Annotated in this window: 20 protein-coding genes and 1 pseudogene; 12 read left to right on the top strand and 9 right to left on the bottom strand. The window is 69.8% G+C overall.

What is annotated here, in order from left to right; all coding sequences use genetic code 11:
• Nucleotides 1-1,189: pseudogene (locus ABZ471_RS05375) on the bottom strand (hypothetical protein); the annotation flags it as partial.
• Between the two features lie 365 nt (nt 1,190-1,554).
• Nucleotides 1,555-3,822, bottom strand: coding sequence for a (Fe-S)-binding protein (locus ABZ471_RS05380; protein WP_359062637.1), 2,268 nt, complete (start codon nt 3,820-3,822; stop codon nt 1,555-1,557).
• Nucleotides 3,823-4,017: 195 nt separating this feature from the next.
• Between ABZ471_RS05380 and ABZ471_RS05385 the strand changes: the two genes are divergently transcribed.
• From ABZ471_RS05385 to ABZ471_RS05405, 5 genes are all read left to right on the top strand, one after another.
• A complete protein-coding gene (locus ABZ471_RS05385) occupies nt 4,018-5,037 on the top strand; it encodes an MraY family glycosyltransferase (RefSeq protein ID WP_359062639.1) in 1,020 nt (339 codons plus the stop codon).
• Between the two features lie 94 nt (nt 5,038-5,131).
• Entirely contained in the window at nt 5,132-6,982 is a 1,851-nt protein-coding gene (gene dnaK / locus ABZ471_RS05390) for a molecular chaperone DnaK (protein WP_359062641.1), read from the top strand.
• Nucleotides 6,979-7,641, top strand: a complete 663-nt coding sequence (gene grpE / locus ABZ471_RS05395; RefSeq protein ID WP_359062643.1) for a nucleotide exchange factor GrpE — start codon at nt 6,979-6,981, stop codon at nt 7,639-7,641. Before dnaK ends, grpE begins: the two co-directional genes overlap by 4 nt.
• Before the next feature lie 36 nt (nt 7,642-7,677).
• Nucleotides 7,678-8,847, top strand: coding sequence for a molecular chaperone DnaJ (gene dnaJ / locus ABZ471_RS05400; RefSeq protein WP_359062645.1), 1,170 nt, complete (start codon nt 7,678-7,680; stop codon nt 8,845-8,847).
• Nucleotides 8,848-8,854: 7 nt separating this feature from the next.
• Nucleotides 8,855-9,313: a helix-turn-helix domain-containing protein gene (locus tag ABZ471_RS05405; protein ID WP_359062647.1), complete on the top strand. Its 459-nt coding sequence runs from the start codon at nt 8,855-8,857 to the stop codon at nt 9,311-9,313.
• Nucleotides 9,314-9,371: 58 nt separating this feature from the next.
• Here the strand turns inward: ABZ471_RS05405 and ABZ471_RS05410 are convergent, their stop codons facing one another.
• Nucleotides 9,372-11,312: a PA14 domain-containing protein gene (locus tag ABZ471_RS05410; RefSeq protein ID WP_359062649.1), complete on the bottom strand. Its 1,941-nt coding sequence runs from the start codon at nt 11,310-11,312 to the stop codon at nt 9,372-9,374.
• 295 nt (nt 11,313-11,607) lie between these two features.
• Between ABZ471_RS05410 and ABZ471_RS05415 the strand changes: the two genes are divergently transcribed.
• Together ABZ471_RS05415 and ABZ471_RS05420 are read left to right on the top strand one after the other, a co-directional pair.
• A complete protein-coding gene (locus ABZ471_RS05415; RefSeq protein WP_359062651.1) occupies nt 11,608-12,714 on the top strand; it encodes a substrate-binding domain-containing protein in 1,107 nt (368 codons plus the stop codon).
• A 375-nt stretch (nt 12,715-13,089) separates the two neighbouring features.
• Nucleotides 13,090-14,142 carry a LuxR C-terminal-related transcriptional regulator gene (locus tag ABZ471_RS05420; protein WP_359062653.1) on the top strand — a complete coding sequence of 351 codons (1,053 nt, stop codon included), beginning with the start codon at nt 13,090-13,092 and terminating at the stop codon, nt 14,140-14,142.
• On the opposite strand, the gene ABZ471_RS05425 is transcribed toward ABZ471_RS05420, so the two are convergent.
• The 3 genes from ABZ471_RS05425 to ABZ471_RS05435 are packed head-to-tail and all read right to left on the bottom strand — an operon-like array spanning nt 14,105 to nt 17,108.
• Entirely contained in the window at nt 14,105-15,091 is a 987-nt protein-coding gene (locus tag ABZ471_RS05425) for a helix-turn-helix transcriptional regulator (protein WP_359062655.1), read from the bottom strand. The genes ABZ471_RS05420 and ABZ471_RS05425 overlap by 38 nt on opposite strands.
• Nucleotides 15,088-16,083: a helix-turn-helix transcriptional regulator gene (locus tag ABZ471_RS05430; protein ID WP_359062657.1), complete on the bottom strand. Its 996-nt coding sequence runs from the start codon at nt 16,081-16,083 to the stop codon at nt 15,088-15,090. The genes ABZ471_RS05425 and ABZ471_RS05430 overlap by 4 nt, the downstream gene beginning before the upstream one ends.
• A 14-nt stretch (nt 16,084-16,097) precedes the next feature.
• Nucleotides 16,098-17,108: a helix-turn-helix transcriptional regulator gene (locus ABZ471_RS05435; protein WP_359062659.1), complete on the bottom strand. Its 1,011-nt coding sequence runs from the start codon at nt 17,106-17,108 to the stop codon at nt 16,098-16,100.
• Nucleotides 17,109-17,444: 336 nt separating this feature from the next.
• Between ABZ471_RS05435 and ABZ471_RS05440 the strand changes: the two genes are divergently transcribed.
• A complete protein-coding gene (locus tag ABZ471_RS05440; RefSeq protein WP_359062708.1) occupies nt 17,445-17,741 on the top strand; it encodes a (2Fe-2S)-binding protein in 297 nt (98 codons plus the stop codon).
• Nucleotides 17,742-17,897: 156 nt separating this feature from the next.
• Here ABZ471_RS05440 and ABZ471_RS05445 read toward each other — a convergent pair whose 3' ends face one another.
• Nucleotides 17,898-18,311 (bottom strand): TIGR03618 family F420-dependent PPOX class oxidoreductase, encoded by a 414-nt coding sequence (locus ABZ471_RS05445; RefSeq protein ID WP_359062661.1) that lies wholly within the window; start codon nt 18,309-18,311, stop codon nt 17,898-17,900.
• A 177-nt stretch (nt 18,312-18,488) separates the two neighbouring features.
• On the opposite strand from ABZ471_RS05445, the gene clpB reads away from it, so the two are divergent.
• Entirely contained in the window at nt 18,489-21,086 is a 2,598-nt protein-coding gene (gene clpB / locus ABZ471_RS05450; protein ID WP_359062710.1) for an ATP-dependent chaperone ClpB, read from the top strand.
• A 201-nt stretch (nt 21,087-21,287) separates the two neighbouring features.
• Here the strand turns inward: clpB and ABZ471_RS05455 are convergent, their stop codons facing one another.
• Entirely contained in the window at nt 21,288-21,758 is a 471-nt protein-coding gene (locus ABZ471_RS05455) for a hypothetical protein (RefSeq protein ID WP_359062662.1), read from the bottom strand.
• A 139-nt stretch (nt 21,759-21,897) separates the two neighbouring features.
• Between ABZ471_RS05455 and ABZ471_RS05460 the strand changes: the two genes are divergently transcribed.
• Together ABZ471_RS05460 and ABZ471_RS05465 are read left to right on the top strand one after the other, a co-directional pair.
• Entirely contained in the window at nt 21,898-22,428 is a 531-nt protein-coding gene (locus ABZ471_RS05460) for a YbjN domain-containing protein (protein ID WP_359062664.1), read from the top strand.
• A 214-nt stretch (nt 22,429-22,642) separates the two neighbouring features.
• Nucleotides 22,643-23,419, top strand: a complete 777-nt coding sequence (locus tag ABZ471_RS05465) for an NPP1 family protein (RefSeq protein WP_359062666.1) — start codon at nt 22,643-22,645, stop codon at nt 23,417-23,419.
• Nucleotides 23,420-23,489: 70 nt separating this feature from the next.
• Here ABZ471_RS05465 and ABZ471_RS05470 read toward each other — a convergent pair whose 3' ends face one another.
• Nucleotides 23,490-24,689, bottom strand: coding sequence for a pyridoxal phosphate-dependent aminotransferase (locus ABZ471_RS05470; RefSeq protein ID WP_359062668.1), 1,200 nt, complete (start codon nt 24,687-24,689; stop codon nt 23,490-23,492).
• A 701-nt stretch (nt 24,690-25,390) separates the two neighbouring features.
• On the opposite strand from ABZ471_RS05470, the gene ABZ471_RS05475 reads away from it, so the two are divergent.
• Entirely contained in the window at nt 25,391-25,663 is a 273-nt protein-coding gene (locus ABZ471_RS05475) for a hypothetical protein (RefSeq protein ID WP_359062670.1), read from the top strand.
• The last annotated feature ends 56 nt before the right edge of the window (nt 25,664-25,719 follow it).

The following is a 25,719-nucleotide window of genomic DNA, read 5'->3' on the forward strand; positions in this document are numbered from 1 at the left end:
GCTCGGGGTAGGCCGGCTTGGCGGGGTAGACGGGCTTGCTCGGGTATGCGGGCTTGGCCGGGTAGGCGGGCTTGGCCGGGCGCTCGGGGTAGGCCGGCTTGGCGGGGTAGACGGGCTTGCTCGGGTATGCGGGCTTGGCCGGGTAGGCGGGCTTGGCGGGGCGCTCGGGGTAGGCCGGTTTGGCGGGGTAGACGGGCTTGCTCGGGTATGCGGGCTTGGCCGGGTACGCGGGCTTGCTCGGGTACTGCGGGCGGACGGGCTTCGTCGGGTACTGCGGGTACGCGGGCTTTGCCGGGTGCTCGGGGTAGGCCGGCTTGGCCGGGTACTGCGGGTGAGCGGGCTTCGTCGGGTACTGCGGATAAGCGGGCTTGGCCGGGCGTTCCGGGTACGCGGGCTTCGTCGGGTGCTCGGGGTAGGTCGGCTTGGCCGGGTACTGCGGGTGAGCGGGCTTGGCCGGGTATGCGGGCTTGTTTGGGTACTGCGGGCGCACGGGCTTGGCCGGGTACGCGGGCTTGACCGGGTGTTCCGGGTAGGCGGGTTTCGCGGGGTGTTCGGGGTATGCGGGCTTGGCCGGGCGTTCGGGATAAGCCGGCTTGGCGGGGTGCTCGGGGTACGCGGGCTTTGCCGGGTGTTCGGGGTACGCCGGCTTGGCGGGGTGTTCGGGTTTCGCCGGGTGTTCGGGGTATGCGGGTTTCGCCGGGTGTTCGGGTTTCGCGGGGTGTTCGGGGTAGGCCGGCTTGGCCGGGTGCTCGGGCTTGGCGGGGCGCCCTGGGTATTCGGGCTTTGCCGGGTGCCCCGGGTACTCCGGCTTGGCCGGGTGGTCCGGATAGGCGGCCTTGGCCGGGCGTTCGGGGTTTGCCGGCTTGGCCGGGTGGTCCGGGTACGCGGCCTTGGTCGGGCGTTCGGGGTTTGCCGGCTTGGCCGGGTGGTCCGGGTACGCGGCCTTGGTCGGGCGCTCGGGGTTTGCGGGCTTGGCCGGGTACGCCGCCTTGGCCGGGTGCTCGGGGTAGGCGGCCTTGGCCGGGTGCTCCGGGTACGCCGCCTCGGCCGGGCGCTCCGGGTATGCCGCCTTGGCCGGGTGTCCCGGGTGGGCGGGGCCCTTCGGGGACGGCGGGTGGGGGGTGGTGGGGTCCTGGGCGTAGGCGGTGGCCGCGCTCGTCAGCGCGGCTGCGGCCAGCGCGGCAGTCATGGCGGCTGACGCCAGGACAGATCGCCATCGTGGCGATGTCGTCATCGTTCTCCACTCTCCTTGACCTGGTGCAGGGGCTCCTGACGACTTGTCAGCACCAAGAGCTGGATAGTGGAATGAATAGGAAAAAACGGTGACATGGATAACGTTGCGGCGGGATAAGCCACCGGATGGTGTAGCGCGGGGCGCCGCGGTTGGCCCGGGTGGTGGCACCCCGCACCCCCCGGCACGGCGACGGCACGGTGACGGCACGGCGACGGGGCAGCGCAGCCCGCTGAGCGCACACGACGGCGCCCCCTGCCTGTGCGGGTCAGGGGGCGCCGTCGGTTCTCAGAGGCCGGTCGCTGCCGGCCTTCCGGGGGCCGTTACTTCACCGGCTCCGGTTCGGGCTCGCTCTCGGCCGCCGCCTCGCCCGCCGGGTCGACCGGCGTCCTGACGGAGTCGAGGAGCAGCTGGGCGACGTCCACGACCTGGATGGACTCCTTGGCCTTGCCGTCGTTCTTCTTGCCGTTCACGGAGTCCGTGAGCATCACGAGGCAGAAGGGGCAGGCCGTCGAGACGATGTCGGGGTTGAGGGAGAGGGCCTCGTCGACGCGCTCGTTGTTGATGCGCTTGCCGATCCGCTCCTCCATCCACATCCGGGCACCACCGGCGCCGCAGCAGAAGCCGCGCTCCTTGTGGCGGTGCATCTCCTCGTTGCGCAGGCCCGGGACCTTGCCGATGATCTCGCGCGGGGGCGTGTAGATCTTGTTGTGGCGGCCCAGGTAGCACGGGTCGTGGTAGGTGATGATGCCCTCGACCGGGGTCACCGGGATCAGCTTGCCCTCGTCCACGAGGTGCTGGAGCAGCTGGGTGTGGTGGATGACCTCGTAGTCGCCGCCGAGCTGCGGGTACTCGTTGCCGATCGTGTTGAGGCAGTGCGGGCAGGTCGCGACGATCTTCTTCGCCGACTTCGGCTTCTTGGTCGACTCGTCCTCGTCGTCCTCGCCGAAGGCCATGTTGAGGGCCGCGACGTTCTCCATGCCGAGTTCCTGGAAGAGGGGCTCGTTGCCCAGGCGGCGCGCGGAGTCACCGGTGCACTTCTCGTCGCCGCCCATGATCGCGAACTTCACGCCCGCGATGTGGAGCAGCTCGGCGAAGGCCTTCGTCGTCTTCTTGGCACGGTCCTCGAGGGCGCCGGCGCAGCCGACCCAGTACAGGTACTCGACCTCGGTGAGGTCCTCGATGTCCTTGCCGACGACCGGGACCTCGAAGTCGACCTCCTTGGTCCACTCCAGGCGCTGCTTCTTGGCCAGGCCCCAGGGGTTGCCCTTCTTCTCCAGGTTCTTGAGCATCGTGCCCGCCTCGGAGGGGAAGGCGCTCTCGATCATGACCTGGTAGCGGCGCATGTCGACGATGTGGTCGACGTGCTCGATGTCCACGGGGCACTGCTCGACGCAGGCGCCGCAGGTGGTGCAGGACCACAGGACGTCCGGGTCGATGACGCCGTTCTCCTCGGCGGTGCCGATCAGCGGGCGCTCGGCCTCGGCGAGAGCGGCCGCGGGCACGCCTGCCAGCTGCTCCTCCGACGCCTTCTCCTCGCCCTCCATGGTCTTGCCGCCGCCGGCCAGCAGGTACGGCGCCTTGGCGTGCGCGTGGTCCCGCAGGGACATGATCAGCAGCTTCGGGGAGAGCGGCTTGCCCGTGTTCCAGGCGGGGCACTGCGACTGGCAGCGGCCGCACTCGGTGCAGGTGGAGAAGTCGAGAAGGCCCTTCCAGGAGAACTGCTCGACCTGGGAGACGCCGAAGACGTCGTCGTCACCGGGGTCGGTGAAGTCGATCGCCTTGCCGCCGGAGGTCATCGGGAGCAGTGCGCCCAGCGCCGTCTCGCCCTTGGCGTTGCGCTTGAACCAGATGTTGGGGAAGGCCAGGAAGCGGTGCCAGGCCACGCCCATGTCGGTCTTCAGCGCGACCGTGATCATCCAGATGAACGAGGTGGCGATCTTCAGGCCGGCGAAGAAGTAGGTGAGGTTCTGGAGCGTGGAGAGGTCCATGCCCTCCAGCCACGACACCACCGGGTACGAGATGAAGAACGAGGCCTCGTAGCCGTCCACGTGGTGCTGGGCGCCCTCGAGCGCGTGCAGCATGAAGATGCAGACGCCGACGACGAGGATGACGGTCTCGACGAAGTACGCCTGGCCGAAGTTGGAGCCGGCGAAGCGGGACTTGCGGCCCGGCTTGTTCGGCTTGCTCAGCTGGCGGATCACGATCAGGACCGCGATGCCGAGGATCGTCATCGTGCCGATGAACTCGACGAAGACGTTGTACGGCGCCCAGTCGCCGAGGATCGGCAGGATCCAGTCGGCCTGGAACAGCTGGCCGATGGCGTTGACGATCGTCAGCAGCAGCGTGAAGAAGCCCACTGCCACGAACCAGTGCGCGACACCGACGATGCCCCAGCGGTTCATCCGGGTGTGGCCGAGGAACTCCCGTGCCACGGTGACGGTGCGCTGCACGGGCTCGTCGGTGCGGGTGCCTGCGGGCACGCTCTGGCCGAGCCGCATGAAGTTGAAGATCTGAAGGATGGCGCGGGAGAACAGGGCCACGCCAACCACGATCAGAACCAGCGACACGATGATCGCGGCGAGTTGCATTTCGGGGCTCCTCGGGCCTGCGAGGGAGATTACTAAGCGGTAACTTAATCAGTCCGTCTGAGACTACCCGCATCCCCGATCGCACTGTAGCCGGGCGTGCGGTGATCTGCGTCGCTGAGGCTTGCCTTAAGATCCGAATAAGATCTGAACGTGTTACTCGTACCAAATTGCTACCTTCGCCCCTAATTTAGATCCGTGCTCTACGGGATCGCCGCGGCCTCCGCCGCCCTCCTCCTCACCGCCGTGCTCGCGGCGCTGCTCCGGGTGCCCGGCCTGCGTGCGGGCATCGTCGACCGGAGACGGCAGCGCCCCTTGCCGGCGGTCGGCGGGGTGGCCGTCGTGGCGGTCACCTGTCTGGTGGCCTGGGCGGGTGAGCGGACGCGGGTCGCCCCGCTCGGGGACGGGGTCGGGGAACTGCTCGCCGCCGGCGCCGGGGTCGCCCTGCTGGGCCTGGTCGCCGACGTGTGGCGGCTGCGGGCACGGGTGCTGGTCGCCGGTACGGCGGTGGCGGCGGCTTTCGTGGTGCCGTACGACGAGACGGGCATCTGGGGCGGGATCCTGGCCGTGGGGTGGATCGTCGTGGCCTCCCTCGCCTTCAAGGGGCTCGATCACGCCGACGGGCTCGCGGGCACCGTCGGGGTGATCACCGCCTTCGGGGTGGGGGCCTGTGCGGCCGCCGAGCTGATGGACGGGCTGGCCGTGCTGCTCAGCGTCTTCGCCGCCGCCCTCACCGGGTTCCTGATGCACAACTGGCATCCCGCGCGGGTCGGCATGGGGGCCTGCGGATCGCTGTTCACCGGCTTCCTGCTCTCCTCGGCCGCCGTCTTCACGCGCGCGGGGTACGACCTGGGGCCGACCGCGGGCGTGCTGCTCTGCCTCGGTGCCGTCGCCGCCGCCGACTTCCTGCTCGTGGTCCTCGCGCGCGGGGCGGCGCGCAGGCCGCTGCTCAGGCGCGGCCCGGACCATCTCGCGCACCGGCTGCGGCGGCTCGGGCTCACGCCACCGGGCGCCGTCGTGCTGCTGGGTGCCGGCGCCTTCTCCTCCGTGCTCGTGGGGGTGCTCGTGCACGCCGGATGGACGGGTGAGGGGGCTGCGCTGTGGGTGGTCGGCGGGGTGGTCCTCGTCGTTCTCGTACTCCTTCGCATCCCTGTCCAGTCGACCCGGCGAGATGTGTCCACGCAGGTCAGCGGCCAGTTGCGTGTAAGGAACGGATAAGAGTTGAGCCCGTCCGACTCAGGTCTGTTGACCGGGTGAATCTCCTCATGCACACTTGAGCCTGTTCCACTCAAGTCAGCTGGAGGAATCAACCATGGCACGTGCGGTCGGCATCGACCTGGGCACGACTAACTCCGTCGTCAGCGTTCTCGAAGGCGGCGAGCCCACCGTCATCACCAACGCCGAGGGTGCCAGGACCACGCCGTCCGTCGTCGCCTTCGCGAAGAACGGTGAAGTGCTTGTCGGCGAGGTCGCCAAGCGCCAGGCGGTCACCAACGTGGACCGGACCATCCGCTCCGTGAAGCGCCACATGGGCACGGACTGGAAGATCGAGCTCGACGGCAAGGTCTTCAACCCGCAGCAGATGTCCGCGTTCATCCTGCAGAAGCTGAAGCGCGACGCCGAGTCCTACCTGGGCGAGAAGGTCACGGACGCGGTCATCACCGTCCCGGCCTACTTCAACGACTCCGAGCGCCAGGCGACGAAGGAGGCCGGCGAGATCGCCGGTCTGAACGTCCTGCGCATCGTCAACGAGCCCACCGCGGCCGCGCTCGCGTACGGCCTCGACAAGGACGACCAGACGATCCTCGTCTTCGACCTCGGTGGCGGCACCTTCGACGTGTCCCTCCTGGAGATCGGCGACGGCGTCGTCGAGGTGAAGGCCACCAACGGTGACAACCACCTCGGTGGTGACGACTGGGACCAGCGCGTCGTGGACTACCTGGTCAAGCAGTTCCAGTCCGGCCACGGTGTGGACCTGTCCAAGGACAAGATGGCCCTCCAGCGCCTCCGCGAGGCCGCCGAGAAGGCCAAGATCGAGCTGTCTTCCTCCACCGAGACCTCGATCAACCTGCCGTACATCACCGCCTCCGCCGAGGGCCCGCTGCACCTGGACGAGAAGCTCACCCGGGCTCAGTTCCAGCAGCTGACGGCCGACCTGCTGGAGCGCTGCAAGACGCCGTTCCACAACGTCATCAAGGACGCCGGCATCTCGATCAACGAGATCGACCACGTCGTCCTCGTCGGCGGCTCCACCCGTATGCCCGCCGTCGCCGAGCTCGTCCGCGAGCTGACCGGCGGCAAGGACGCCAACAAGGGCGTCAACCCGGACGAGGTCGTCGCCATCGGCGCCGCCCTGCAGGCCGGTGTCCTCAAGGGTGAGGTCAAGGACGTCCTGCTCCTCGACGTGACCCCGCTGTCCCTCGGCATCGAGACCAAGGGCGGCATCATGACGAAGCTCATCGAGCGGAACACGACGATCCCGACCAAGCGGTCCGAGATCTTCACCACCGCCGAGGACAACCAGCCGTCCGTGCAGATCCAGGTCTACCAGGGCGAGCGCGAGATCGCGGCGTACAACAAGAAGCTCGGGATGTTCGAGCTGACCGGTCTGCCGCCGGCCCCGCGCGGTGTTCCGCAGATCGAGGTCGCCTTCGACATCGACGCCAACGGCATCATGCACGTGACCGCCAAGGACCTGGGCACGGGCAAGGAGCAGAAGATGACCGTCACCGGCGGCTCCTCGCTGCCGAAGGACGAGGTCGACCGGATGCGCCAGGAGGCCGAGAAGTACGCGGAGGAGGACCACGCCCGCCGCGAGGCCGCCGAGACCCGCAACCAGGGCGAGCAGCTCGTCTACCAGACGGAGAAGTTCCTCAAGGACAACGAGGACAAGGTCCCGGGCGAGATCAAGACCGAGGTCGAGGGCTCCGTCGAGGAGCTGAAGGCCGCGCTCAAGGGCGAGGACACCGCCGAGATCCGCACCGCCACGGAGAAGGTCGCGGCCGTCTCCCAGAAGCTGGGCCAGGCCATGTACGCCGACGCCCAGGGCGCGCAGGCCGCGGGCGGCCCCGAGGGTGCCACCGCCGGTGGGGCCAAGGCCCCCGACGACGACGTGGTCGACGCCGAGATCGTGGACGACGAGCGCAAGGACGGTGCCGCGTGACGGAGGAGACCCCGGGCTTCGAGGAGAAGCCCGACGTCCCCTCCGGCGCGACCCCCGAAGACGCCGAGTCGAAGGCCGCTCCCGAAGAGGGGGCGGCCCCGGCCGGGGACGTAGCAGCAGACGTGGGTCTGGTGGCCCAGCTGGACCAGGTGCGCACGGCACTGAACGAGCGCACGCTGGACCTCCAGCGCCTCCAGGCCGAGTACCAGAACTACCGCCGCCGCGTCGAGCGTGACCGGGTCGCGGTCCGGGAGATCGCCATCGCGAACCTCCTGACCGAGCTTCTTCCCGTGCTCGACGACATCGGCCGCGCGCGGGAACACGGCGAACTGGTCGGCGGCTTCAAGTCGGTGGCCGAGTCGCTGGAGACCGTCGCGGCCAAGATGGGCCTGCAGCAGTTCGGCAAGGAGGGTGAGCCCTTCGACCCGACGATCCACGAGGCCCTGATGCACAGCTACGCGCCGGACGTCACCGAGACGACGTGCGTGGCCATCCTGCAGCCCGGGTATCGCATCGGCGAGCGCACCATCCGCCCCGCGCGGGTGGCCGTCGCCGAGCCGCAGCCCGGCGCGCAGACCGTCAAGGCCGACGGCGCCGAGGAGCAGACCGAGGCGGTCCCGGCCGACGACAAGGAGAACGGTGGCCCGGAGGAGGGCTGACGTAATCACTGAAGACAGGAAGGAGGGGCGTCGGGGATGAGCACCAAGGACTTCATCGAGAAGGACTTCTACAAGGTCCTCGGCGTCCCCAAGGACGCCACCGAGGCCGAGATCAAGAAGGCGTACCGGAAGCTCGCCCGCGAGTTCCACCCGGACGCCAACAAGGGCAACGCCAAGGCCGAGGAGCGCTTCAAGGAGATCTCCGAGGCGAACGACGTCCTCGGTGACGCCAAGAAGCGCAAGGAGTACGACGAGGCTCGCGCCCTGTTCGGCAACGGAGGCTTCCGCCCCGGGCCGGGCGCCGGCGGCGGCAACTTCAACTTCGACCTGGGTGACCTCTTCGGGGGCAACACCCAGAGCGGAGGCGGCTTCGGCGGCGGAATCGGTGACGTCTTCGGGGGCCTGTTCAACCGCGGTGGCGCCACGGGCACCCGCACCCAGCCGCGGCGCGGCCAGGACATCGAGTCCGAGGTCACGCTGAGCTTCACGGAGGCCATCGAGGGCGCCACGGTGCCCCTCAGGATGTCCTCCCAGGCACCGTGCAAGGCCTGCTCCGGCACCGGCGACAAGAACGGCACCCCGCGCGTGTGCCCGACCTGTGTCGGCACCGGGCAGGTCGCCCGGGGCTCGGGCGGCGGCTTCTCGCTGACCGACCCCTGCCCGGACTGCAAGGGCCGCGGCCTGATCGCCGAGCACCCCTGCCTGGAGTGCAAGGGCAGCGGCCGCGCCAAGTCGTCCCGCACGATGCAGGTCCGGATCCCGGCCGGGGTCACGGACGGGCAGCGGATCCGGCTGCGCGGCAAGGGTGCCCCCGGCGAGCGCGGCGGCCCGGCGGGCGACCTGTACGTGGTCGTGCACGTCGGCGAGCATCCGGTGTTCGGGCGCAAGGGCGACAACCTCACCGTCACCGTGCCGGTGACGTTCGCCGAGGCGGCCCTCGGCGGCGAGGTCCGGGTCCCGACCCTCGGCGGCCCCGCCGTCACCCTGAAGCTGCCGCCCGGCACGCCCAACGGTCGCACCATGCGCGCCCGGGGCAAGGGCGCGGTCCGCAAGGACGGCACCCGCGGCGACCTGCTGGTCACCGTGGAGGTGAGTGTTCCCAAGGACCTCTCGGGGAAGGCTCGTGACGCACTGGAGGCGTATCGCGAGGCGACCGCGGGCGAGGACCCGCGGGCGGAGCTGTTCGAGGCCGCGAAGGGAGATTGAGAGCCCCATGGACACACCCGGCCGTCGGCGTAACCCGTATGAACTGACCGAAGAGACCCCGGTCTACGTCATCTCGGTGGCGGCCCAGCTCTCCGGACTCCACCCGCAGACGCTGCGCCAGTACGACCGCCTGGGCCTGGTCTCTCCCGACCGCACCGCCGGGCGGGGCCGCCGCTACTCGGCCCGCGACATCGAACTGCTCCGCCAGGTGCAGGCGTTGTCGCAGGACGAGGGCATCAACCTGGCCGGCATCAAGCGGATCATCGAACTGGAGAACCAGGTCGCCGCGCTCCAGTCCCGCGTCGCGGAGATGGAGGCGGCCCTGGACGGTGCGGCGGCTGCGATGCAGCAGCGCGAGGCCGCGGTCCACGCGTCCTACCGCCGCGACCTGGTCCCGTACCAGGAGGTCCAGCAGACCAGCGCGCTCGTGGTGTGGCGGCCGAAGCGGCAGCAGTCCTCGGACTGACGTGTGCCTGTGCGAAAGGGGCCCGGATTCCGGGCCCCTTTCGCTTTTCGTCTGTGGGTCACCCGACCTTGAAGCTGATGCTGGTGAACGGGCCGGGGCGGCCGTAGCGGTCCACGGTCCGTACATCGAAGACGTAGAAGCCGGGGCTCGGCGGCGTCCAGGTGATCGTCGGCCGGTCGGTTGTCCGGTAGCCCCTGCCGTCGTTCGTGAAGCGGTAGGTGTAGCCGCTGACCAGCCGGTCCTGCTTCAGCGTCACGGTGAGCGGAACGCCGGTACCGCCGTGGGGAGCACAGTCGTCGGCCGTGCACTCGGTGTACGGGGCGGACAGTTCGATCGTCGGCGGCGCGGGTGCGGTCTGCGTTGCCGGGGTCTCCCGGTGCACCGTGACGACGGCGGAGGGCGTGGACTCGTGGCCCTGCGCGTCGAGCGCGACCACGTAGTAGTCGGCGGCCCCGTCCATCGCCTCGGTGTCGGAGAAGCGGTTGGCCGTGGTCGCCGAGTCGCCGAGCCGGAGCCAGGCGGCGGAGGCGGTGGTGCGGCGGTAGACGCGGTAGCCGTACGGGTTACCGTCCGGCGGGTGGTCCCAGGCGATGTCGGTCGAGCTGTCGCGCGGGGTACCCGTCACGCCTGTGGGGGCCGCCGATCCGCCCGGAGCAGGCCGGATCGTGGTCATCGGTTCGGACACGGGGGAGAGGTTCCCGTAGGAGTCGACGGCTTGGACGCGGTACGTGACGGCGGTACCGGCGGTCGCCGTCCCGTCGTTGTAGGAGGCACCGAAGGCCGTGGTCGGGCCGTCGGGGTCCTCCCCGCCGTCGGGCGCAGCCCACACCTCGTAATGCTCGGCGTCGGCGGAGGACTGCCAGCGCACCGCGTTGCCGGCCGTAGTTCCCTCCGCCGTCACGCCGGTGACCTGGGCGGGCGGGGTCGTGTCCGGCACACCCGTGTCGGCCGTCGCGGACGGGGCGGACTCGTTGCCGGCGGCATCGGAGGCTGTTGCGCGGTAGTACTGGCGCAGGTGGATGTCGGCCGAGGTATCGCGGTACGAGGCGCTGTCCAGTGCGTCGGCGATCCGTGTGAAGGGTCCCTCGGGCGCGGTCGCGCGGTAGAGGCGGTACGTGTGTGTGGCGTCGGCCGTGTCCCAGGTCAGGCTCACGGATCCCGCGGTCACCCTGGCGTGCAGCCCGGTCGGCGCGGCGGGCGGGGTCTTGTCAGGGGTCGTCACCCCCTGGTCCGCGGTGCCCGTCGACTCGTTGCCGGCTCTGTCGTAGGCGCGGATCTCGTAGTAGTAGGTCTCGCCGGTCTTCGGTGGCACATCGGTGTAGGAGGTGGCGGTGGCTGCCGCGAGCGGCCTGCTGCCGAACGCGGACCCCTTCGGGCGCCGGTAGACGCGATACCCCGCGAGGTCCATCTCCTTGTTCTTCGCCCAGGTCAGACCGGCCTTGCCGGTGGTGCTGTCGTAAGAGGCCGAAGTGCCTGTCGGGGTCAGGGGCTTGACCTTGTCGACGGTGGCCGAGGTGCGGGGCTGGTAGGTGAAGGAGACGTTGGCGGTGCCGGTCCAGTTGACGTAGTCGACGCGGAGGGTGTGCTTGCCGGAGGGGACGGTGATGTCGGCGGTCTTCTTGACCGTGGAGGAGACGTTCTTCCACAGGTCGACCTTGCGCACGCCGTCGAGGTACACGCGGATGCCGTCCTGGACGGCGACCGGGAGGGAGAAGGGGCCGCCGGAGCCGAAGTCCCGGGTCACGGTCCAGCGGACGCCGAAGTTGTCCTTGGGCAGGCCGGTGGCGGGAGCGCCCGTGCCCCAGTTCTGGTCGACGGCGCCGTCGCAGTCGGTTTTCTTCGGTGCGCCCGAGAAGGTGGTGTTCGCGTAGAACATGCGGGTGTACGGCGGTGAGGCGCAGCTCGTCGCCGCGGAGGCGGGGGTCGCGAGGGCGCTCAGCGCGCTGCCGACGGCGGAGAGCGCGACGGCTGCCGCCATCGCGCGTCTGGCTGGGTTCATTCGATCCTCTGGTCGAGTCGGGGAGGCGGCGCAGGCCGCCGGTGATCACGACTCGTGAGGTTTGGAGTTGGTTGTACTGATCTTTGCCTGCCCGTGAACTCCCTTTGGGTGGAGGGTCCGTAAAGACGGTTTGGAGGTGATTCCGCTCCTCCTTCACAGGGACAGCAGAGCGTGCTGTTGCGCACTCGTTAAGTAGTTCCGCTTGACGCCGGGTGTGCCCTCCGCGTTGTCTTTTGAGACACCTGGGCCGTCATGCAGCGCCCTTGTCCGGAACGCACCTGAAGTGAGCCCTCGAATGCGTCGTATAGCCATCTCCGTGGCCGCATCCACGATGACCCTCTCGCTCGCCGGCTGCGGCGTGCTGAACGCGACGGGGGACGGTGCGAGCGCGAGCCCGACGAAGGGCGACGACGTCACCATCGGCCTGCTGCTCCCGGAGAAGGCGAACACCCGCTACGACAAGTTCGACTACCCCATCATCAAGGACAAGGTCGAGGAGCTGACCCACAAGAAGGGCAAGGTCAGCTACGCCAACGCCGACGCGGACGCCGCCCGGCAGTCCGAGCAGATGCAGCAGATGATCAGCGACAAGGTCGACATCATCCTGCTCGACGCGGTCGACGCGCACGCCATCTCCGGCGACGTGAAGAAGGCCAAGGACGCGGGCATTCCGGTCATCGCCTACGACCGCCTGGCCGAGGGCCCGATCGACGCGTACATCTCCTTCGACAACGAGCTGGTCGGCGAGGTGCAGGGCCGTTCGCTGCTGGAGGCGCTGGGCTCGAACGCCGACACCTCCGACAAGGTCGTCATGGTGAACGGCTCGCCCACCGACCCGAACGCCAAGCAGTTCAAGCAGGGGGCGCTCTCCGAGCTGAACGGCAAGGTGACGATCGCGGATACCTTCGACACCAAGGACTGGAAGCCGGAGAACGCCGAGGCCGAAATGACCGAGGCGATCAACAAGATCGGCAAGAGCAACATCGCCGGGGTCTACGCCGCCAACGACGGCATGGCGGGCGGTGTCATCAAGGCGCTGAAGGCGGCCGGTGTCACCAGCCTGCCCCCGATCACCGGCCAGGACGCCGAACTGGACGCGGTGCAGCGGGTCGTCGCCGGCGAGCAGTACATGAGCGTCTACAAGTCCTACCCGGACGAGGCCGAGGCCGCCGCCCAGATGGCCGTCACCAAGGTGCAGGGCAAGGACATCCAGTTCGACGCCCTGACCCAGGACAAGGTCGACAGCCCCACCGAGAAGAAGATCCCGTCCAAGCTGGTCCAGGTGAGCGCCCTGACCAAGAGCAAGATCAAGGACACGGTCATCTCCGACGGGATCTACACCGTCGGCGAGATCTGCACCGCCAAGTACAAGGCGGCCTGCGCGGCGATCGGCCTGAAGTAAGGCCCGGACCAGGGCGCACATGACGCGGCGAGAGCCGGAAGGTCTGCGGCTGCTCGCCGCGTCACATGCTGAGCGGCCCTCCCGCATCGCGCCACCCCCGTGGACGCGATACGGCGGTCCCGGCCGAACGGGGGGAGTCCGACCGGGACCACTCCGGGTGAGGCTGCACCCGGGGGAAGCGAGATCAACGATGCCGTGGTGACCTGTGCCCCACCACCGTCAGCTTGTTGCAATGCGACGGGCGGAGGCCGGACGATACCACCGCAAAAGAGCCCATAACGGCGTGCACGGCAGAGAGAGCCGTGTTGCGGACCCGGTCCCGGCCGCGCATAGTTGCGCTGCGGAAGTGGCAGCAAACCGGGGGTGGAATGGGCGATGGCCGGGCACGGGGCGGAGCAGCATCCACACGGTGCCGACCGACTGTGCGGGGCCGGGGATCGCGTGTATTCCCGGGCCGTACGACGGGGACGGGTGCCGCGCACGGACGCGGAGCCGGTGCCCTGCCTGCTGGAACTGGCCCTGCTGCACCCGGATCCCGACGACATGGACTGGCTGGTGCCTACCTCCCCGCAGGAGGTCATGACCCGGCTGCTGCGCGGGGTCTACGACGAGGTCAGGGAGAGCCAGCGGCGGGTGGGCTCGGCGGTGTCCGCGTTCGAGTGGTACGCCGGTCTGGGCCGGCAGCTGCAGGCGCTGTCGGCACCGGTTGAGGGCACGGCCATCCGGGTGCTGGACGGGCTCTCCCGCATCCAGGCCGCGATGGACGAGGCGACCGAGGCGTGCACCACGGAGGTGCTCACCGTGCAGCCCGGCGGCATCCGGCGCGAGGCCGAGCTGACCGAGGGACTGCACCGGGCGCTGGCGCTGCGCGGCCGGGGTGTGCGCATGCGCGACCTGTACACGCATGTGGCCCGGCACGGGCAGGGGCTGCTCAACTACCTGGAGCTGATGGGTGACGCGGTGGAGGCCCGGACCCTGGACGAGGTCATCGACCGGCTGATCCTCTTCGACCGCACGGTCGCCTTCATCCCCGCCAACACCGAGCGCACGATGGCCCTGGAGCTGCGCCACCCGGCCCTGGTCGAGTACTTCGTCACGGTCTTCGAGCGGCTGTGGCGCCTCGCGCTGCCGCTGACCGCCCCGCTGCCGGACACCGGCATCGAGGGCATCTCGCACCGCGAGCGGTCCATCGCCGCGCTGCTCGCGGAGGGCCACCAGGACGCGGTGATCGCCGAGCGGCTCGGTATCAGTGTGCGCACCTGCCGGGCCCATATCGCCCGACTCTCGGACACCCTGGGCGCGGCCAGCCGTACCCAACTGGGCGTACGCATCGCACAGGTGGGTCTGGACAGGCCCCCGCAGGCCGGCCCGCCGGACGCGCCCGGCGCGCTCAGGGTTCCTGGTCAAGAATCCCCGAGCGTGCGATGAGGTAGCCGAGCTGGGCGCGGCTCTCGCTGCCGAGGGCGGCGGCGAGCCTGGCGATGTGGACGCGGGCGGTGCGGACGTTCATGCCGAGGCGGTCGGCGATGGCGGTGTCGGTGTGGCCCTCCACGAGGAGGGCGGCGATGGCGCGTTGGCGCGCGGTGATGCCGTTGAGAGAGGGGCGCTGGACGGCCTCCGGGTACATCGGGGTGGCCAGCCGCCACAGCCGGTCGAAGACCGTGACGAAGTACGTGAGCAGGGCCGGGTGGCGCACCTCCAGGGCGATCCGGCCGTCGTCGCCGGCCGGCACGAACGCCACCGCGCGGTCGATGACGACCAGCCGGTCCGGCAGTTCGTCGAGACCCCGGGTCACGATGTCGCCCCGCAGCCGCTCGAAGCCGGCGTACACGACGGGCAGATGGCGCAGGCTGTGGTGGTAGAGGCCGCGCATCCGGGCACCGCGGTCCAGCACCGTCTGGTCGCGGGCGAGGGCGGCCGCCGCGGCGGCCTCGCCGCGCGGGCCGGTGAGCCCGGCGTGCGGCTGGATGGTGAGAACCTCCTCGGTGGCCTCGGCCATGGCCTCGGTGATGGCCCGGTTGATCCGCTCGGTGCCGCTGTGCAGCCGTAGCACCGGACTGTCCGGCGCGGGGCCCGTGGCGTGCGGCGGGCCGATCCGCAGCAGCGGCTCGAACTGCTCCACCAGCCGCTCCTCCCGCCGCCGTTCGTCGGCGACGCGCGCCGCCGAGCTGCTGAGCAGCCGGTGCAGGGCGGCCGCGGGGGCGACCGGCTCCAGCAGGTCCGGGTCCTCCAGGGCCGGGTGCAGCAGACCGAGGTCGGTCAGACAGGGGGCGTCCGCCGCGTCCGCCGCGCCGATACGGCCCTCCCGCAGCGCCTGCTCGTACCGCTTGGCGCCCGCCTCGCACAGCTCCTCGATCCCGTGCTCGCGATGGTTCACCGGGCCGCCTCTTCCAGCTCGAGTATTCCGGACCCCGCTATCAGGAAGCCGAGTTGGGCCCGGCTCTCGCTGCCGAGGGTCGCGGCGAGTTTGCCGATGTGGACGCGGGCGGTGCGGATGTTCATGCCGAGGCGGTCCGCTATCACGGCATCGGTGTGTCCCTCGATCAGCAGCCGGGCGATGGCGCGCTGCCGGGGCGTGACGCCGTTCAGGGTGGGGCGCCGGACCGGCTGCGGGTACATCGGCGTCGCCAGCCGCCACAGCCGGTCGAAGGTGGTCGCGAAGTACGTGACCAGCGCGGGGTGGCGTACCTCCAGGGCGAGCCTGCCGTCGTCGCCGGCCGGGACGAAGGCCACCGTGCGGTCCATGACGAGGAGCCGGTCGGTCAGCTCGTCCAGGCAGCGGGCCTCGATGTCGCCGACGAGCCGCTCGTTGTGGGCGTGGACCGCCGGCAGATGGACCACGGTGTGCTGGAAGAGGGTGCGGATACGGCCGCCGCGGTCGAGCAGCTGCTGGTCGCGGTCGTAGGCGACGTCATGGGCGGCCTCGCCGCGCGGACCGGCGAGGCCGGTGTGCGGCTGCACGGCCAGAACCTCCTGGCGCGCCTCGGCCATGGCCTCGGTGATGGCCCGGTTGATCCGCTGGGTGCCGCTGTGCAGGCGCAGCATGGGGGTCTGGGCGCCGGCGGCCCGCGGTCCGCCCGTCCGCAGCAGCGGCTCGAACTGCTCCACCAGCCGGTCCTCGCGGCGGTGCTCGTCCGCGATCCGGGCCCGGGAGCCGCGCAGCATCCGGTTCAGGGCGGCGACGGGGGCGACCGGCTCCAGCAGATCCGCGTCGTCGAGGGCAGGGTGCAGCAGTCCGGAGTCGACCAGGCACGGAGCCGCGGCCGTGTCCCTCGCCGGTATCCGGCCTTCTCGCAGGGCATGCGCGTACAGCTCGCGGCCGGCCTCGCACAACTCCTCCGCGTCGTGGCTGTGCGCCTGTCCGGTCAACGCAGGATCCCTCCTCAGTGCTCCTGGTTCAGGATCCCTGACTGCGCTATGAGGAATCCGAGCTGTGCCCGGCTGCCGCTGCCGAGGGCCTGGGCGAGCTTGGCGATGTGGGCCCGGCAGGTGCGCACGTTCATGCCCAGGCGGCGCGCGATGGCCTCGTCGACATGGCCCTCGACGAGGAGCTTGGCGATGGAGTGCTGGATGTCGGTGATGCCGTCGGGGGCCGTCTCGTAGGGAGCGCCGGCGTTCAGCGGTACCGCGCGGTTCCACATGAACTCGAACACTTTGATCAGGTAGCTGACCAGGCCGGGGTGGCGGAGTTCCAGGGCCACCTGACGGTCGTCCCGGATGGGGATGAACGCCACGGTCTCGTCGCAGATGATGAGCCGCTCCACCAGTTCGTCGATGGTGCGGTACTCCACCTTGCCGCTGGCGAACTGGTCCACCCAGGCCAGCCGTTCGGGGCTGTACCTGGCGGTGTGCTGGTAGAGGGTCCGGATCCGGACTCCCCGCTCGATCAACGGCTTGTCACGGTCGAGCGCTTCGACGAGCCTGCGCTCGGGGTGGCGGTGGCTCGGCTGGACCGTGAGGACCTCGTTCTGGCACTGGGCCGTGGCAAGGTCGAGTGCCGCGTTGATCCGGTCGAGACCTTCCAGCACAGTGACGGAGTGCGTGGATGTGGTCTCCTGGGCGCTGAGGGCCATGAACGGCTCGAACGCCTCAGCAAGTTCGGTTGACAACTTCCGGCGCTCGGTGATTTCGCGCTCGAGGGGGTTGAGCCGCTGGGCCAGGGCGACCGACGCGGGGACCGGCCGCAGCCAGTTCGGGTCGTCGGGGTCGGGATGGAGCAGGTCGAACTGCATCAGACAGGGGGCGATCTCGACGTCTGCGCGGGCGACACGTCCCGTGCGCAGCGCGTTCGCGTAGAGGCGGCTGCCTGCCTCGCACAGATCCGTCAAGGCATGGGGATGTGTCTCTTTAATGCGATTCGTCACCAAATCTCCACCCCCCAGGGTCCTGAACATGCAGGAACATGATGCACTGATTGTGTGGCCATGACGTGCCCGAATGAGCCATCGTCTTGTTCGACGGGGGAAGAGGGGACTTTCAAGTGAGGACGAAGCCGACTATGCGAAAGAGAATGCTTCGCTCGATACTTGTCGCCGCCTTCTCCGCCGTTGTGGCCTTCGGATCGCTGAGTGGCCTCTCTGGCGCGAAGGGTGACGTGCGAGCGGACACCGCTTGGTCTATCACGGCCAAAACAGACCAGACCGACACGGGCACCGCTGCCGCCTTCCCAGACGACACCGCGTGGAGCTGACGTGACCACTCCACCCGACGACCGCTCCTTCCGACGCGAAATGGCCACGGCCTATCGCTCGGGCTGGCACTTCATCGACCTGGTCACCGCCATCCCCCACAGTGGTGACTCGTTGATGGTGACGGTGTTCGGCGAGCCGGTCGTCGTCACCAGGGACGACGACGAGGATGTCAGGGCCTACCGGTGCCTGCGCAAGCCCCGCGGGGCGCCGCAGCCGGTCCGGTGTGCCATCCGATACGGCATGATCTTTGTGAATCTGGACCAACGAGACCACCGGCTGGCAGAACCGGATGTTTCGGATGTAAGGACCATTTCGGCCACCCCCCGCAGTGCCTGACGCGATTCCCCCGTCGTAAAAGATCGCTCAGGTGCTTCCCCCCGCAGCGGCGTCACCGTGACCTGAACACGGTGACGCCGCTGCAGTTTGTGGCGATATTTCGGGTGTGCGAGCGATTTCGCAGTGGCTGAAAAACAACCGGGTGACCGCCCTTTTTCAGCCGTGCCCGAGCGCCCGCTCCAGTTCGATCTCGATCACCACCCGGGCAGGGTTCGCCCGGGGTTTCCGGTGGTACCGCTCGGCGTACCGCCGCTCCGCCTCCGCCACCCGCTCCGGCTCGGTGCGCACCCGCGCCCGGCCCTCCAGCGTGGCCCAGCGCCGGCCGTCCACCTGGCACACCGCGACCCGCGCGCCTTCGCCCCCGGCCGCGAGGACGTGGGACACCTTCGCGCTCGTCCGGCTCGTGATCACCCTGGCCAGTCGCGCCTCGGGGTCGTACGTCACCCCGACCGGCACCACGTGCGGGCTGCCGTCGGGGCGCAGCGTCGTCAGGGTGCACAGGTGCCGTTCCCGCCAGAAGGCGAGGTACGGCTCGTCCGGGGTGGCCGGGTCCTGGGAGTAGGTGGGCATGGCCCGCAACCTAGCCGACGCCGACCGGGTTGCAGGAACCTGCAATCCCCACCCGGAACCTCCGAACCTCACCTTGAGTGGAATAGACTCAACTTTGTGTACGCTGCTGAGGTCAGCAGTGGGAGAGGCAGCGGGAGACACGGCCTGCGCGCCGGTGCCGAGGAGGAGAACGCGAACGTGGACGCCGAGCTGACCAACAGGAGCCGGGACGCGATCAACGCGGCCAGCAACCGGGCCGTGACCGCGGGGCACGCGGACCTCACGCCTGCCCACCTGCTGCTCGCGCTGCTCGCCGGGCAGGAGAACGAGAACATCACCGACCTGCTCGCCGCCGTCGAGGCCGACCAGGTCGCCGTACGCTCCGGCGCCGAGCGGGTGCTCGCGGCGCTGCCCAGCGTGACCGGCTCCACCGTCGCGCCCCCGCAGCCGAACCGCGAGCTGCTCGCGGTGCTCGCGGACGCCGGCGAGCGGGCGAAGACGCTCGGTGACGAGTACCTGTCCACCGAGCACCTGCTGATCGGCATCGCCGCGAAGGGCGGCGCGGCCGGCGAGGTGCTCCAGCGCCAGGGCGCCGACGCGAAGAAGCTGCAGGAGGCCTTCCAGAAGGCCAGGGGAGGACGTCGCGTGACCACCGCCGACCCCGAGGGCCAGTACAAGGCCCTGGAGAAGTTCGGCACCGACTTCACCGCCGCGGCCCGCGAGGGCCGCCTGGACCCGGTCATCGGGCGGGACCAGGAGATCCGGCGGGTCGTGCAGGTGCTGAGCCGTCGGACCAAGAACAACCCCGTCCTCATCGGCGAGCCCGGCGTCGGCAAGACCGCCGTGGTCGAGGGGCTCGCCCAGCGGATCGTGAAGGGGGACGTGCCCGAGTCGCTGAAGGACAAGCGGCTGGTCTCCCTCGACCTCGGCGCGATGGTGGCCGGCGCCAAGTACCGCGGCGAGTTCGAGGAGCGGCTGAAGTCCGTGCTCGCCGAGATCAAGGACTCCGACGGGCAGGTCATCACCTTCATCGACGAGCTGCACACCGTCGTGGGCGCCGGCGCCGGCGGGGACTCCGCCATGGACGCGGGCAACATGCTCAAGCCGATGCTGGCCCGCGGCGAGCTGCGCATGGTCGGCGCCACCACGCTGGACGAGTACCGGGAGCGGATCGAGAAGGACCCCGCCCTGGAGCGCCGCTTCCAGCAGGTGCTGGTCGCCGAGCCGACCGTCGAGGACAGCATCGCCATCCTGCGCGGTCTGAAGGGCCGGTACGAGGCCCACCACAAGGTGCAGATCGCGGACAGCGCGCTGGTCGCGGCCGCCAGCCTCTCCGACCGGTACATCACCTCCCGCTTCCTGCCGGACAAGGCCATCGACCTGGTCGACGAGGCGGCCTCCCGCCTCCGCATGGAGATCGACTCGTCTCCCGTCGAGATCGACGAACTCCAGCGCTCCGTCGACCGGTTGAAGATGGAGGAGCTGGCGATCGCCAAGGAGACCGACCCGGCCTCCCGCGAACGCCTGGAGAAGCTGCGCCGTGACCTCGCCGACAAGGAGGAGGAGCTGCGGGGCCTCACCGCCCGCTGGGAGAAGGAGAAGCAGTCCCTCAACCGGGTCGGCGAGCTGAAGGAGAAGCTGGACGACCTGCGTGGCCTGGCCGAACGCGCCCAGCGCGACGGCGACTTCGACACCGCGGCCAAGCTGCTGTACGGCGAGATCCCGCAGCTGGAGAAGGAGTTGGAAGCCGCCTCCGAGGCCGAGGAGGAGGTCGCCCGGGACACCATGGTCAAGGAGGAGGTCGGCTCCGACGACATCGCCGACGTCGTCGCCGCCTGGACCGGCATTCCGGCCGGGCGCCTGATGGAGGGCGAGACGCAGAAGCTGCTGCGCATGGAGGACGAGCTGGGCAAGCGGCTGATCGGCCAGAGCGAGGCCGTCCGGGCCGTGTCGGACGCGGTACGGCGCTCGCGGGCCGGCATCGCCGACCCCGACCGCCCGACCGGCTCCTTCCTCTTCCTCGGCCCGACGGGCGTCGGCAAGACCGAACTCGCCAAGGCGCTCGCCGACTTCCTCTTCGACGACGAGCGGGCCATGGTCCGCATCGACATGTCGGAGTACAGCGAGAAGCACAGCGTGGCCCGCCTGGTCGGCGCACCCCCCGGCTACGTCGGCTACGAGGAGGGCGGCCAGCTCACCGAGGCCGTCCGCCGCCGCCCCTACAGCGTGGTGCTGCTGGACGAGGTCGAGAAGGCCCACCCCGAGGTCTTCGACATCCTCCTGCAAGTGCTGGACGACGGCCGCCTGACGGACGGTCAGGGCCGCACGGTCGACTTCCGCAACACCATCCTGGTGCTCACCTCCAACCTGGGCAGCCAGTACCTGGTCGATCCGGTGCTCGGCGAGGTGGAGAAGAAGGAGCAGGTCCTGGAGGTCGTACGGACCTCCTTCAAGCCGGAGTTCCTCAACCGGCTCGACGACCTGGTGGTCTTCTCGGCCCTGAGCAAGGACGAGCTGGCCCGGATCGCCCGGCTCCAGATCGACCGGCTCGCGCGGCGGCTGGCCGAACGCCGGCTCGCCCTGGACATCACTCCGGAAGCACTGGCCTGGCTCGCCGAGGAGGGCATGGACCCGGCCTACGGCGCCCGCCCGCTGCGCCGCCTCGTGCAGACCGCCATCGGCGACCGCCTCGCCAAGGAGATCCTCTCCGGCGAGATCAAGGACGGCGACACGGTCCGCGTGGACCGCTTCGGCGAGGGCCTGATCGTGGGCCCGGCGACCGGGAAGACGCTGTAGCCGCGCTCCCGTCGAACGGGCCCGTCACCCTCGTGGTCGACGGGCCCGTCGCGTTCCGGCGGCCGGTTCAGACGCTGCTCATGGCGACATACAGCGCCCAGCCGCACCAGATCGAGAACCCCAGGCAGCCCAGCCACAGCGCCCACAACCCCCACCGCACCGCTCTTGGTATGCGCATGCCTGCATCATCACTCACCCGCGTCACACGGTGAACGCCGTGAAGTCCACCCGCGCGGTGCCGGTGCCCTCGTAGGTCACGTTCACGACGACCGCGTTCGCCCCGACGCCGGGCGGAGGCGGGTTGTCCTCGGAGTCCAGGTTCAGACAGAGATCCGCGCCCTCGTCGCAGAACTCCGTGCCGGGCGCCGGCCCCTTCGGATAGGTGCCCGTCAGCCAGTCGTGCACCCCTGCCCGCGGCATCCGGAAGGTGGCCTCGTAGTCGGTGTCCATCCAGGCCCGCACCGTGCACTCGGCGTCGTACGCCCCCTCCGGCAGCCTCGCCCCGCCGAAGTCCAGCGCCTCGGCGCAAGACACCTTCTCCGGGCCCCCGCCCAGTGGATAGTCCGAGGTCGCGAACTTCACCACCATCGCGACCAGCCACACCACGATCAGTGCGGGAAGCGCCGCGAGCACCGCGACAAGGCCCCATCTGGTGCGCCTCCGTGCCGCCATACCGATCCCCCTCGTTCGCGTGCCCTCCACCCGACCGGACGGATCATGTCAGCCGACGGCTGACAGGCTCCGTCGGGGCTTGCCACCCCCCTCCCCGCATGGGGGAGGATGGCGGGATCCGTACGAAGGGAAAATCACGGTGACCATCGACCCGTCCTCGATTCCGAACTTCGGGGGCCAGCCCGAGCCGCAGCCGCAAGGACCGGCGGGCCCCGTCGTCCCGGATCAGGACCTCGTGAAGCAGCTCCTGGACCAGATGGAGCTGAAGTACGTCGTCGACGAAGAGGGAGACCTCGCGGCGCCGTGGGAGCAGTTCCGCACCTACTTCATGTTCCGCGGGGAGGACGAGCAGGCGGTCTTCTCGGTGCGGACCTTCTACGACCGCCCCCACAAGATCGACGAGAAGCCGCAGCTGCTGGAGTCCGCCGACGACTGGAACCGCCGCACGCTGTGGCCCAAGGTGTACACCCACACCCACGACGACGGCACTGTTCGTCTCATCGGTGAGGCGCAGATGCTGATCGGCACCGGCGTCGACCTCAACCACTTCGTCTCCTCCACGGTCAGCTGGGTGCGGGCCGCGATCGAGTTCGACAAGTGGCTGGTCGAGCAGCTCGGTCTGGAAGAGGACGTCGACGACTCGGAGCAGCCCGAGGACGACGGGGAGTAAGCGACTCCCACCCGGTCCGGGGGCACCGCCCCCGGACCATGCACCGCTGTGCCGCAACCGCTCCGTCACCCGGGCCTCGCCTTGATCAGTTCGGCGGGAATCCCTCCCGTGTTTGACGGAAAGCCCTTTCTCCGAGCCCTCGGGCTGCCAGTCTCTGGCTCCGCACCCGGATGTCATGTCCGGTGCAAGTGGACCACTGACTGGAGCCTCCCCCATGCCCCAAGCCGTCAACAGCAGAAGGCCGTTCCGCCTCGGCAGGGCCGCCGCCGTCGCGGGCAGCGCCGCCGCCCTCGCCGTCGCCCTGTCGGGCAGCGCCTCCGCGGGCGTGCTGCAGAACCTGCCCGAGAACGCGACCACGTTCCAGAAGACCTTCGAGCCCGTGTACGACTACGACACGGACAGCTGCTACCCGGCCGCCGCCATCGACCCGGACGGCAACCTCAACGGCGGTCTCAAGCCGACCGGCTCGATCACCGGTGGATGCCGCACCGACCACCTCGGCCACGCCAACACCTATGCGCGGGCCAAGTGCAACAACGGCTGGTGCGGGATCATCTACGCCAGCTACTTCGAGAAGGACGAGGCCTCCCCGGGCATCGGCCACCGCCACGACTGGGAGTGCATGGTCGTCTGGGTCAAGCAGGGCGCGAGCACCCCGTCGTACCTGTCCGCCTCCGCGCACGGCGGCTTCAGCACCCACCCGATCGCCGATGTCCCGATGAGCGGCCAACGCGTCGAGGCCGTCTACCACAAGGACGGCGCGAGCACCCACGCCTTCCGCTTCGCCAAGTCGGGCGAGACGCCGGAGAACGACACCGGCGCGTGGCACCAGGAGAACCTGCTCACCTGGGACAACATGCCGTCCAACCTGCGCGACGTCCTGAACGGCTCCGACTGGGGTGACGCCAACTTCCCGCTCCAGGACTCCAAGTTCGGCGACCACCTCAACAAGTCCAGGCCCGGCGGCATCACGTTCGACCCGTACGCCTGACGGGCCGGGCGCACGACGGCGGCCGCCGACCGCACTCCCCCTTCGGTCGGCGGCCGCTCCTCACTCCCGTTCAGGCCGCCAGGCTCCGCAGCCGGCCGGCGGCCTCGTGGAGAACGTCGTCCTTCTTGCAGAAGGCGAAGCGGACCTGGCTGCGGCCGGCGTCGGCGTCGTCGTAGAAGACGGAGTTGGGGATGGCAACGACGCCACAGCGTTCGGGGAGCGCGCGGCAGAAGGCGTAGGCGTCCTTCTCGCCGAAGGGGGTGATGTCGGTGGTGATGAAGTACGTGCCCTGGGGCTGGTAGACCGTGAACCCGGCCGCGCGCAGACCGTCGCCGAGCAGGTCGCGCTTGCGGCAGAGGTCGGCGCGGAGGCTGTCGAAGTACGAGTCCGGCAGCCGCAGCGCTTCGGCGATCGCGTACTGGAACGGGCCCGCACTGACGTAGGTCAGGAACTGCTTGGCCGTCCGCACGGCGGAGACGAGCGGGCCGTCCGCCGTCACCCAGCCGACCTTCCAGCCGGTGAACGAGAACGTCTTGCCGGCCGAGCTGATCGTCACCGTCCGCTCGCGCATCCCGGGGAACGTGGCCAGCGGCAGATGCTCGGCGTCGTCGAAGACCAGGTGCTCGTAGACCTCGTCCGTCACGACCAGCAGGTTCCGCTCCACCGCCAGCTCGGCGATCGCGGCCAGCTCCGCGCGCGTGAGGACCGTGCCGGTCGGGTTGTGCGGGGTGTTGATCAGCAGCAGCCGGGTGCGGTCCGTGACCGCCGCGCGCAGCTCGTCCAGGTCCAGCCGGAAGCGAGCCCCTCCTTCGGAGCACGGGCGCAGCGTCACCGGCACGCGCTTGCCGCCCGCCATCGCGATGCACGCCGCGTAGGAGTCGTAGTACGGCTCCAGGGCCAGGACCTCGTCGCCCGGCTCCAGCAGCGCCAGCAGAGAGGCCGCGATGGCCTCCGTGGCGCCCGCCGTGACCAGCACCTCGGTGTCGGGGTCGTACGACAGCCCGTAGCGGCGCTGCTGGTGTGCGGTGATCGCGGTGCGCAGCTCGGGGATGCCCGGACCCGGCGGGTACTGGTTGCCGCGCCCGTCGCGCAGCGCGCGCACGGCCGCCTCCCTGACCTCCTCGGGGCCGTCGGTGTCCGGGAAGCCCTGGCCCAGGTTGATCGACCCGGTCGACAGGGCGAGGGCGGACATCTCGGCGAAGATCGTCGTCCCGAACTCGGCGAGGCGGCGGTTGAGGTGCGGGCGCGCGGAGAAGGTCATGCCGGCCATCCTGCGCCCAGGCTCCGGGCTTCCTCAACCGACGTGCCGTCCTGACGGCCCTCCGAGGGGCGGACGGCGGACGGGGCGAGCACGCCGTGCGTGCCGCGATCCCGCCGCCGGGGCCCTGATCCCGCCCGCCCTGAAAAGCCATGCCTTGAGTTCAAGGATCAAGCCTTCGAATTCACTTGATTGAGCAAAGAGGGTATGAAAAGAGCCACGTTCTCGCGGGTGCGCGATTGATTCGTAGTCCCTGGTCAGTAGCCGAGCTCATGTCTCGCTCAGGGGCACGGTGCGGGCGGTGTCACGCTTCCCGCGCCGGCGGGGAAAGCCTCATCCACCACGGTGATGTGGACATGCGCAGACCCCTCCAAGTTCAACATCACCGTCGCCGGAAAATCCCTTGCCGGGTCTCGGTGCGGCGACGGGATCGGCGTGTTCACCGCCGAGATACCGCACGCCCCTATGCACGAACTGGCGTGGAAGTTCGCAGCAGCCGATGCGGTGATCTGGCGGGTCGTCGTCACCCGGCCACCGGCGAACAGGGTCGGACAGGCCCTGGGCGCAAGGGGACCCTCAGAACTTCCTCAACTCCGCTTTGACGGCGGGGACGGCAGGGCATCCCCCGTTCACCGCACGAGAGGCGGCAACGGGCGAGGCGTCCACGGGGGCCGCTTCGGGGGAACGGAAAGAAACGGAAAGAGGGTGACGCCATGGGTACCGTCTTCATCGTCCTGGTAGTCGCAGTCGTCTGCGTGGGGCTCGTCGCGTTCGTGGCCCGCCGGTCGTCCTCGTCGTCGTCCGACGGGGGCGGCAGCTGGTGGGCCGGTGACTCGGACGGCGGTTCGTCGTCCGGCGGCCACCACTCCGGCGGCCACACGGGCGGCCACCACTCCTGCGGGGGCGGTCACTCGTCCTGCGGCGGAGGTTCCTCGTGCGGCGGGGGCTCCTCGTGCGGCGGGGGCGGATGCGGCGGAGGCAGCTGACACGGGGCAGCTGAGCTTCCCGCTCCGGGCGCCCGTCGGATGAAGGCATTCCGCGG

Origin of the sequence: Streptomyces sp. NPDC005728, assembly GCF_040630895.1 — a bacterium.
In the GTDB taxonomy this organism is placed as follows: domain Bacteria; phylum Actinomycetota; class Actinomycetes; order Streptomycetales; family Streptomycetaceae; genus Streptomyces.

What these genes read in the sequence shown, in the direction of transcription:
- ABZ471_RS05380 (WP_359062637.1), bottom strand. Translation starts at nt 3,822, where the DNA reads ATGCAACTCGCCGCGATCATCGTGTCGCTGGTTCTGATCGTGGTTGGC.
- dnaK (WP_359062641.1), top strand. Translation starts at nt 5,132, where the DNA reads ATGGCACGTGCGGTCGGCATCGACCTGGGCACGACTAACTCCGTCGTC.
- dnaJ (WP_359062645.1), top strand. Translation starts at nt 7,678, where the DNA reads ATGAGCACCAAGGACTTCATCGAGAAGGACTTCTACAAGGTCCTCGGC.
- ABZ471_RS05405 (WP_359062647.1), top strand. Translation starts at nt 8,855, where the DNA reads ATGGACACACCCGGCCGTCGGCGTAACCCGTATGAACTGACCGAAGAG.
- ABZ471_RS05410 (WP_359062649.1), bottom strand. Translation starts at nt 11,312, where the DNA reads ATGAACCCAGCCAGACGCGCGATGGCGGCAGCCGTCGCGCTCTCCGCC.
- ABZ471_RS05415 (WP_359062651.1), top strand. Translation starts at nt 11,608, where the DNA reads ATGCGTCGTATAGCCATCTCCGTGGCCGCATCCACGATGACCCTCTCG.
- ABZ471_RS05420 (WP_359062653.1), top strand. Translation starts at nt 13,090, where the DNA reads ATGGCCGGGCACGGGGCGGAGCAGCATCCACACGGTGCCGACCGACTG.
- ABZ471_RS05435 (WP_359062659.1), bottom strand. Translation starts at nt 17,108, where the DNA reads ATGTTCAGGACCCTGGGGGGTGGAGATTTGGTGACGAATCGCATTAAA.
- ABZ471_RS05440 (WP_359062708.1), top strand. Translation starts at nt 17,445, where the DNA reads ATGGCCACGGCCTATCGCTCGGGCTGGCACTTCATCGACCTGGTCACC.
- ABZ471_RS05445 (WP_359062661.1), bottom strand. Translation starts at nt 18,311, where the DNA reads ATGCCCACCTACTCCCAGGACCCGGCCACCCCGGACGAGCCGTACCTC.
- ABZ471_RS05455 (WP_359062662.1), bottom strand. Translation starts at nt 21,758, where the DNA reads ATGGCGGCACGGAGGCGCACCAGATGGGGCCTTGTCGCGGTGCTCGCG.
- ABZ471_RS05465 (WP_359062666.1), top strand. Translation starts at nt 22,643, where the DNA reads ATGCCCCAAGCCGTCAACAGCAGAAGGCCGTTCCGCCTCGGCAGGGCC.
- ABZ471_RS05470 (WP_359062668.1), bottom strand. Translation starts at nt 24,689, where the DNA reads ATGGCCGGCATGACCTTCTCCGCGCGCCCGCACCTCAACCGCCGCCTC.
- ABZ471_RS05475 (WP_359062670.1), top strand. Translation starts at nt 25,391, where the DNA reads ATGGGTACCGTCTTCATCGTCCTGGTAGTCGCAGTCGTCTGCGTGGGG.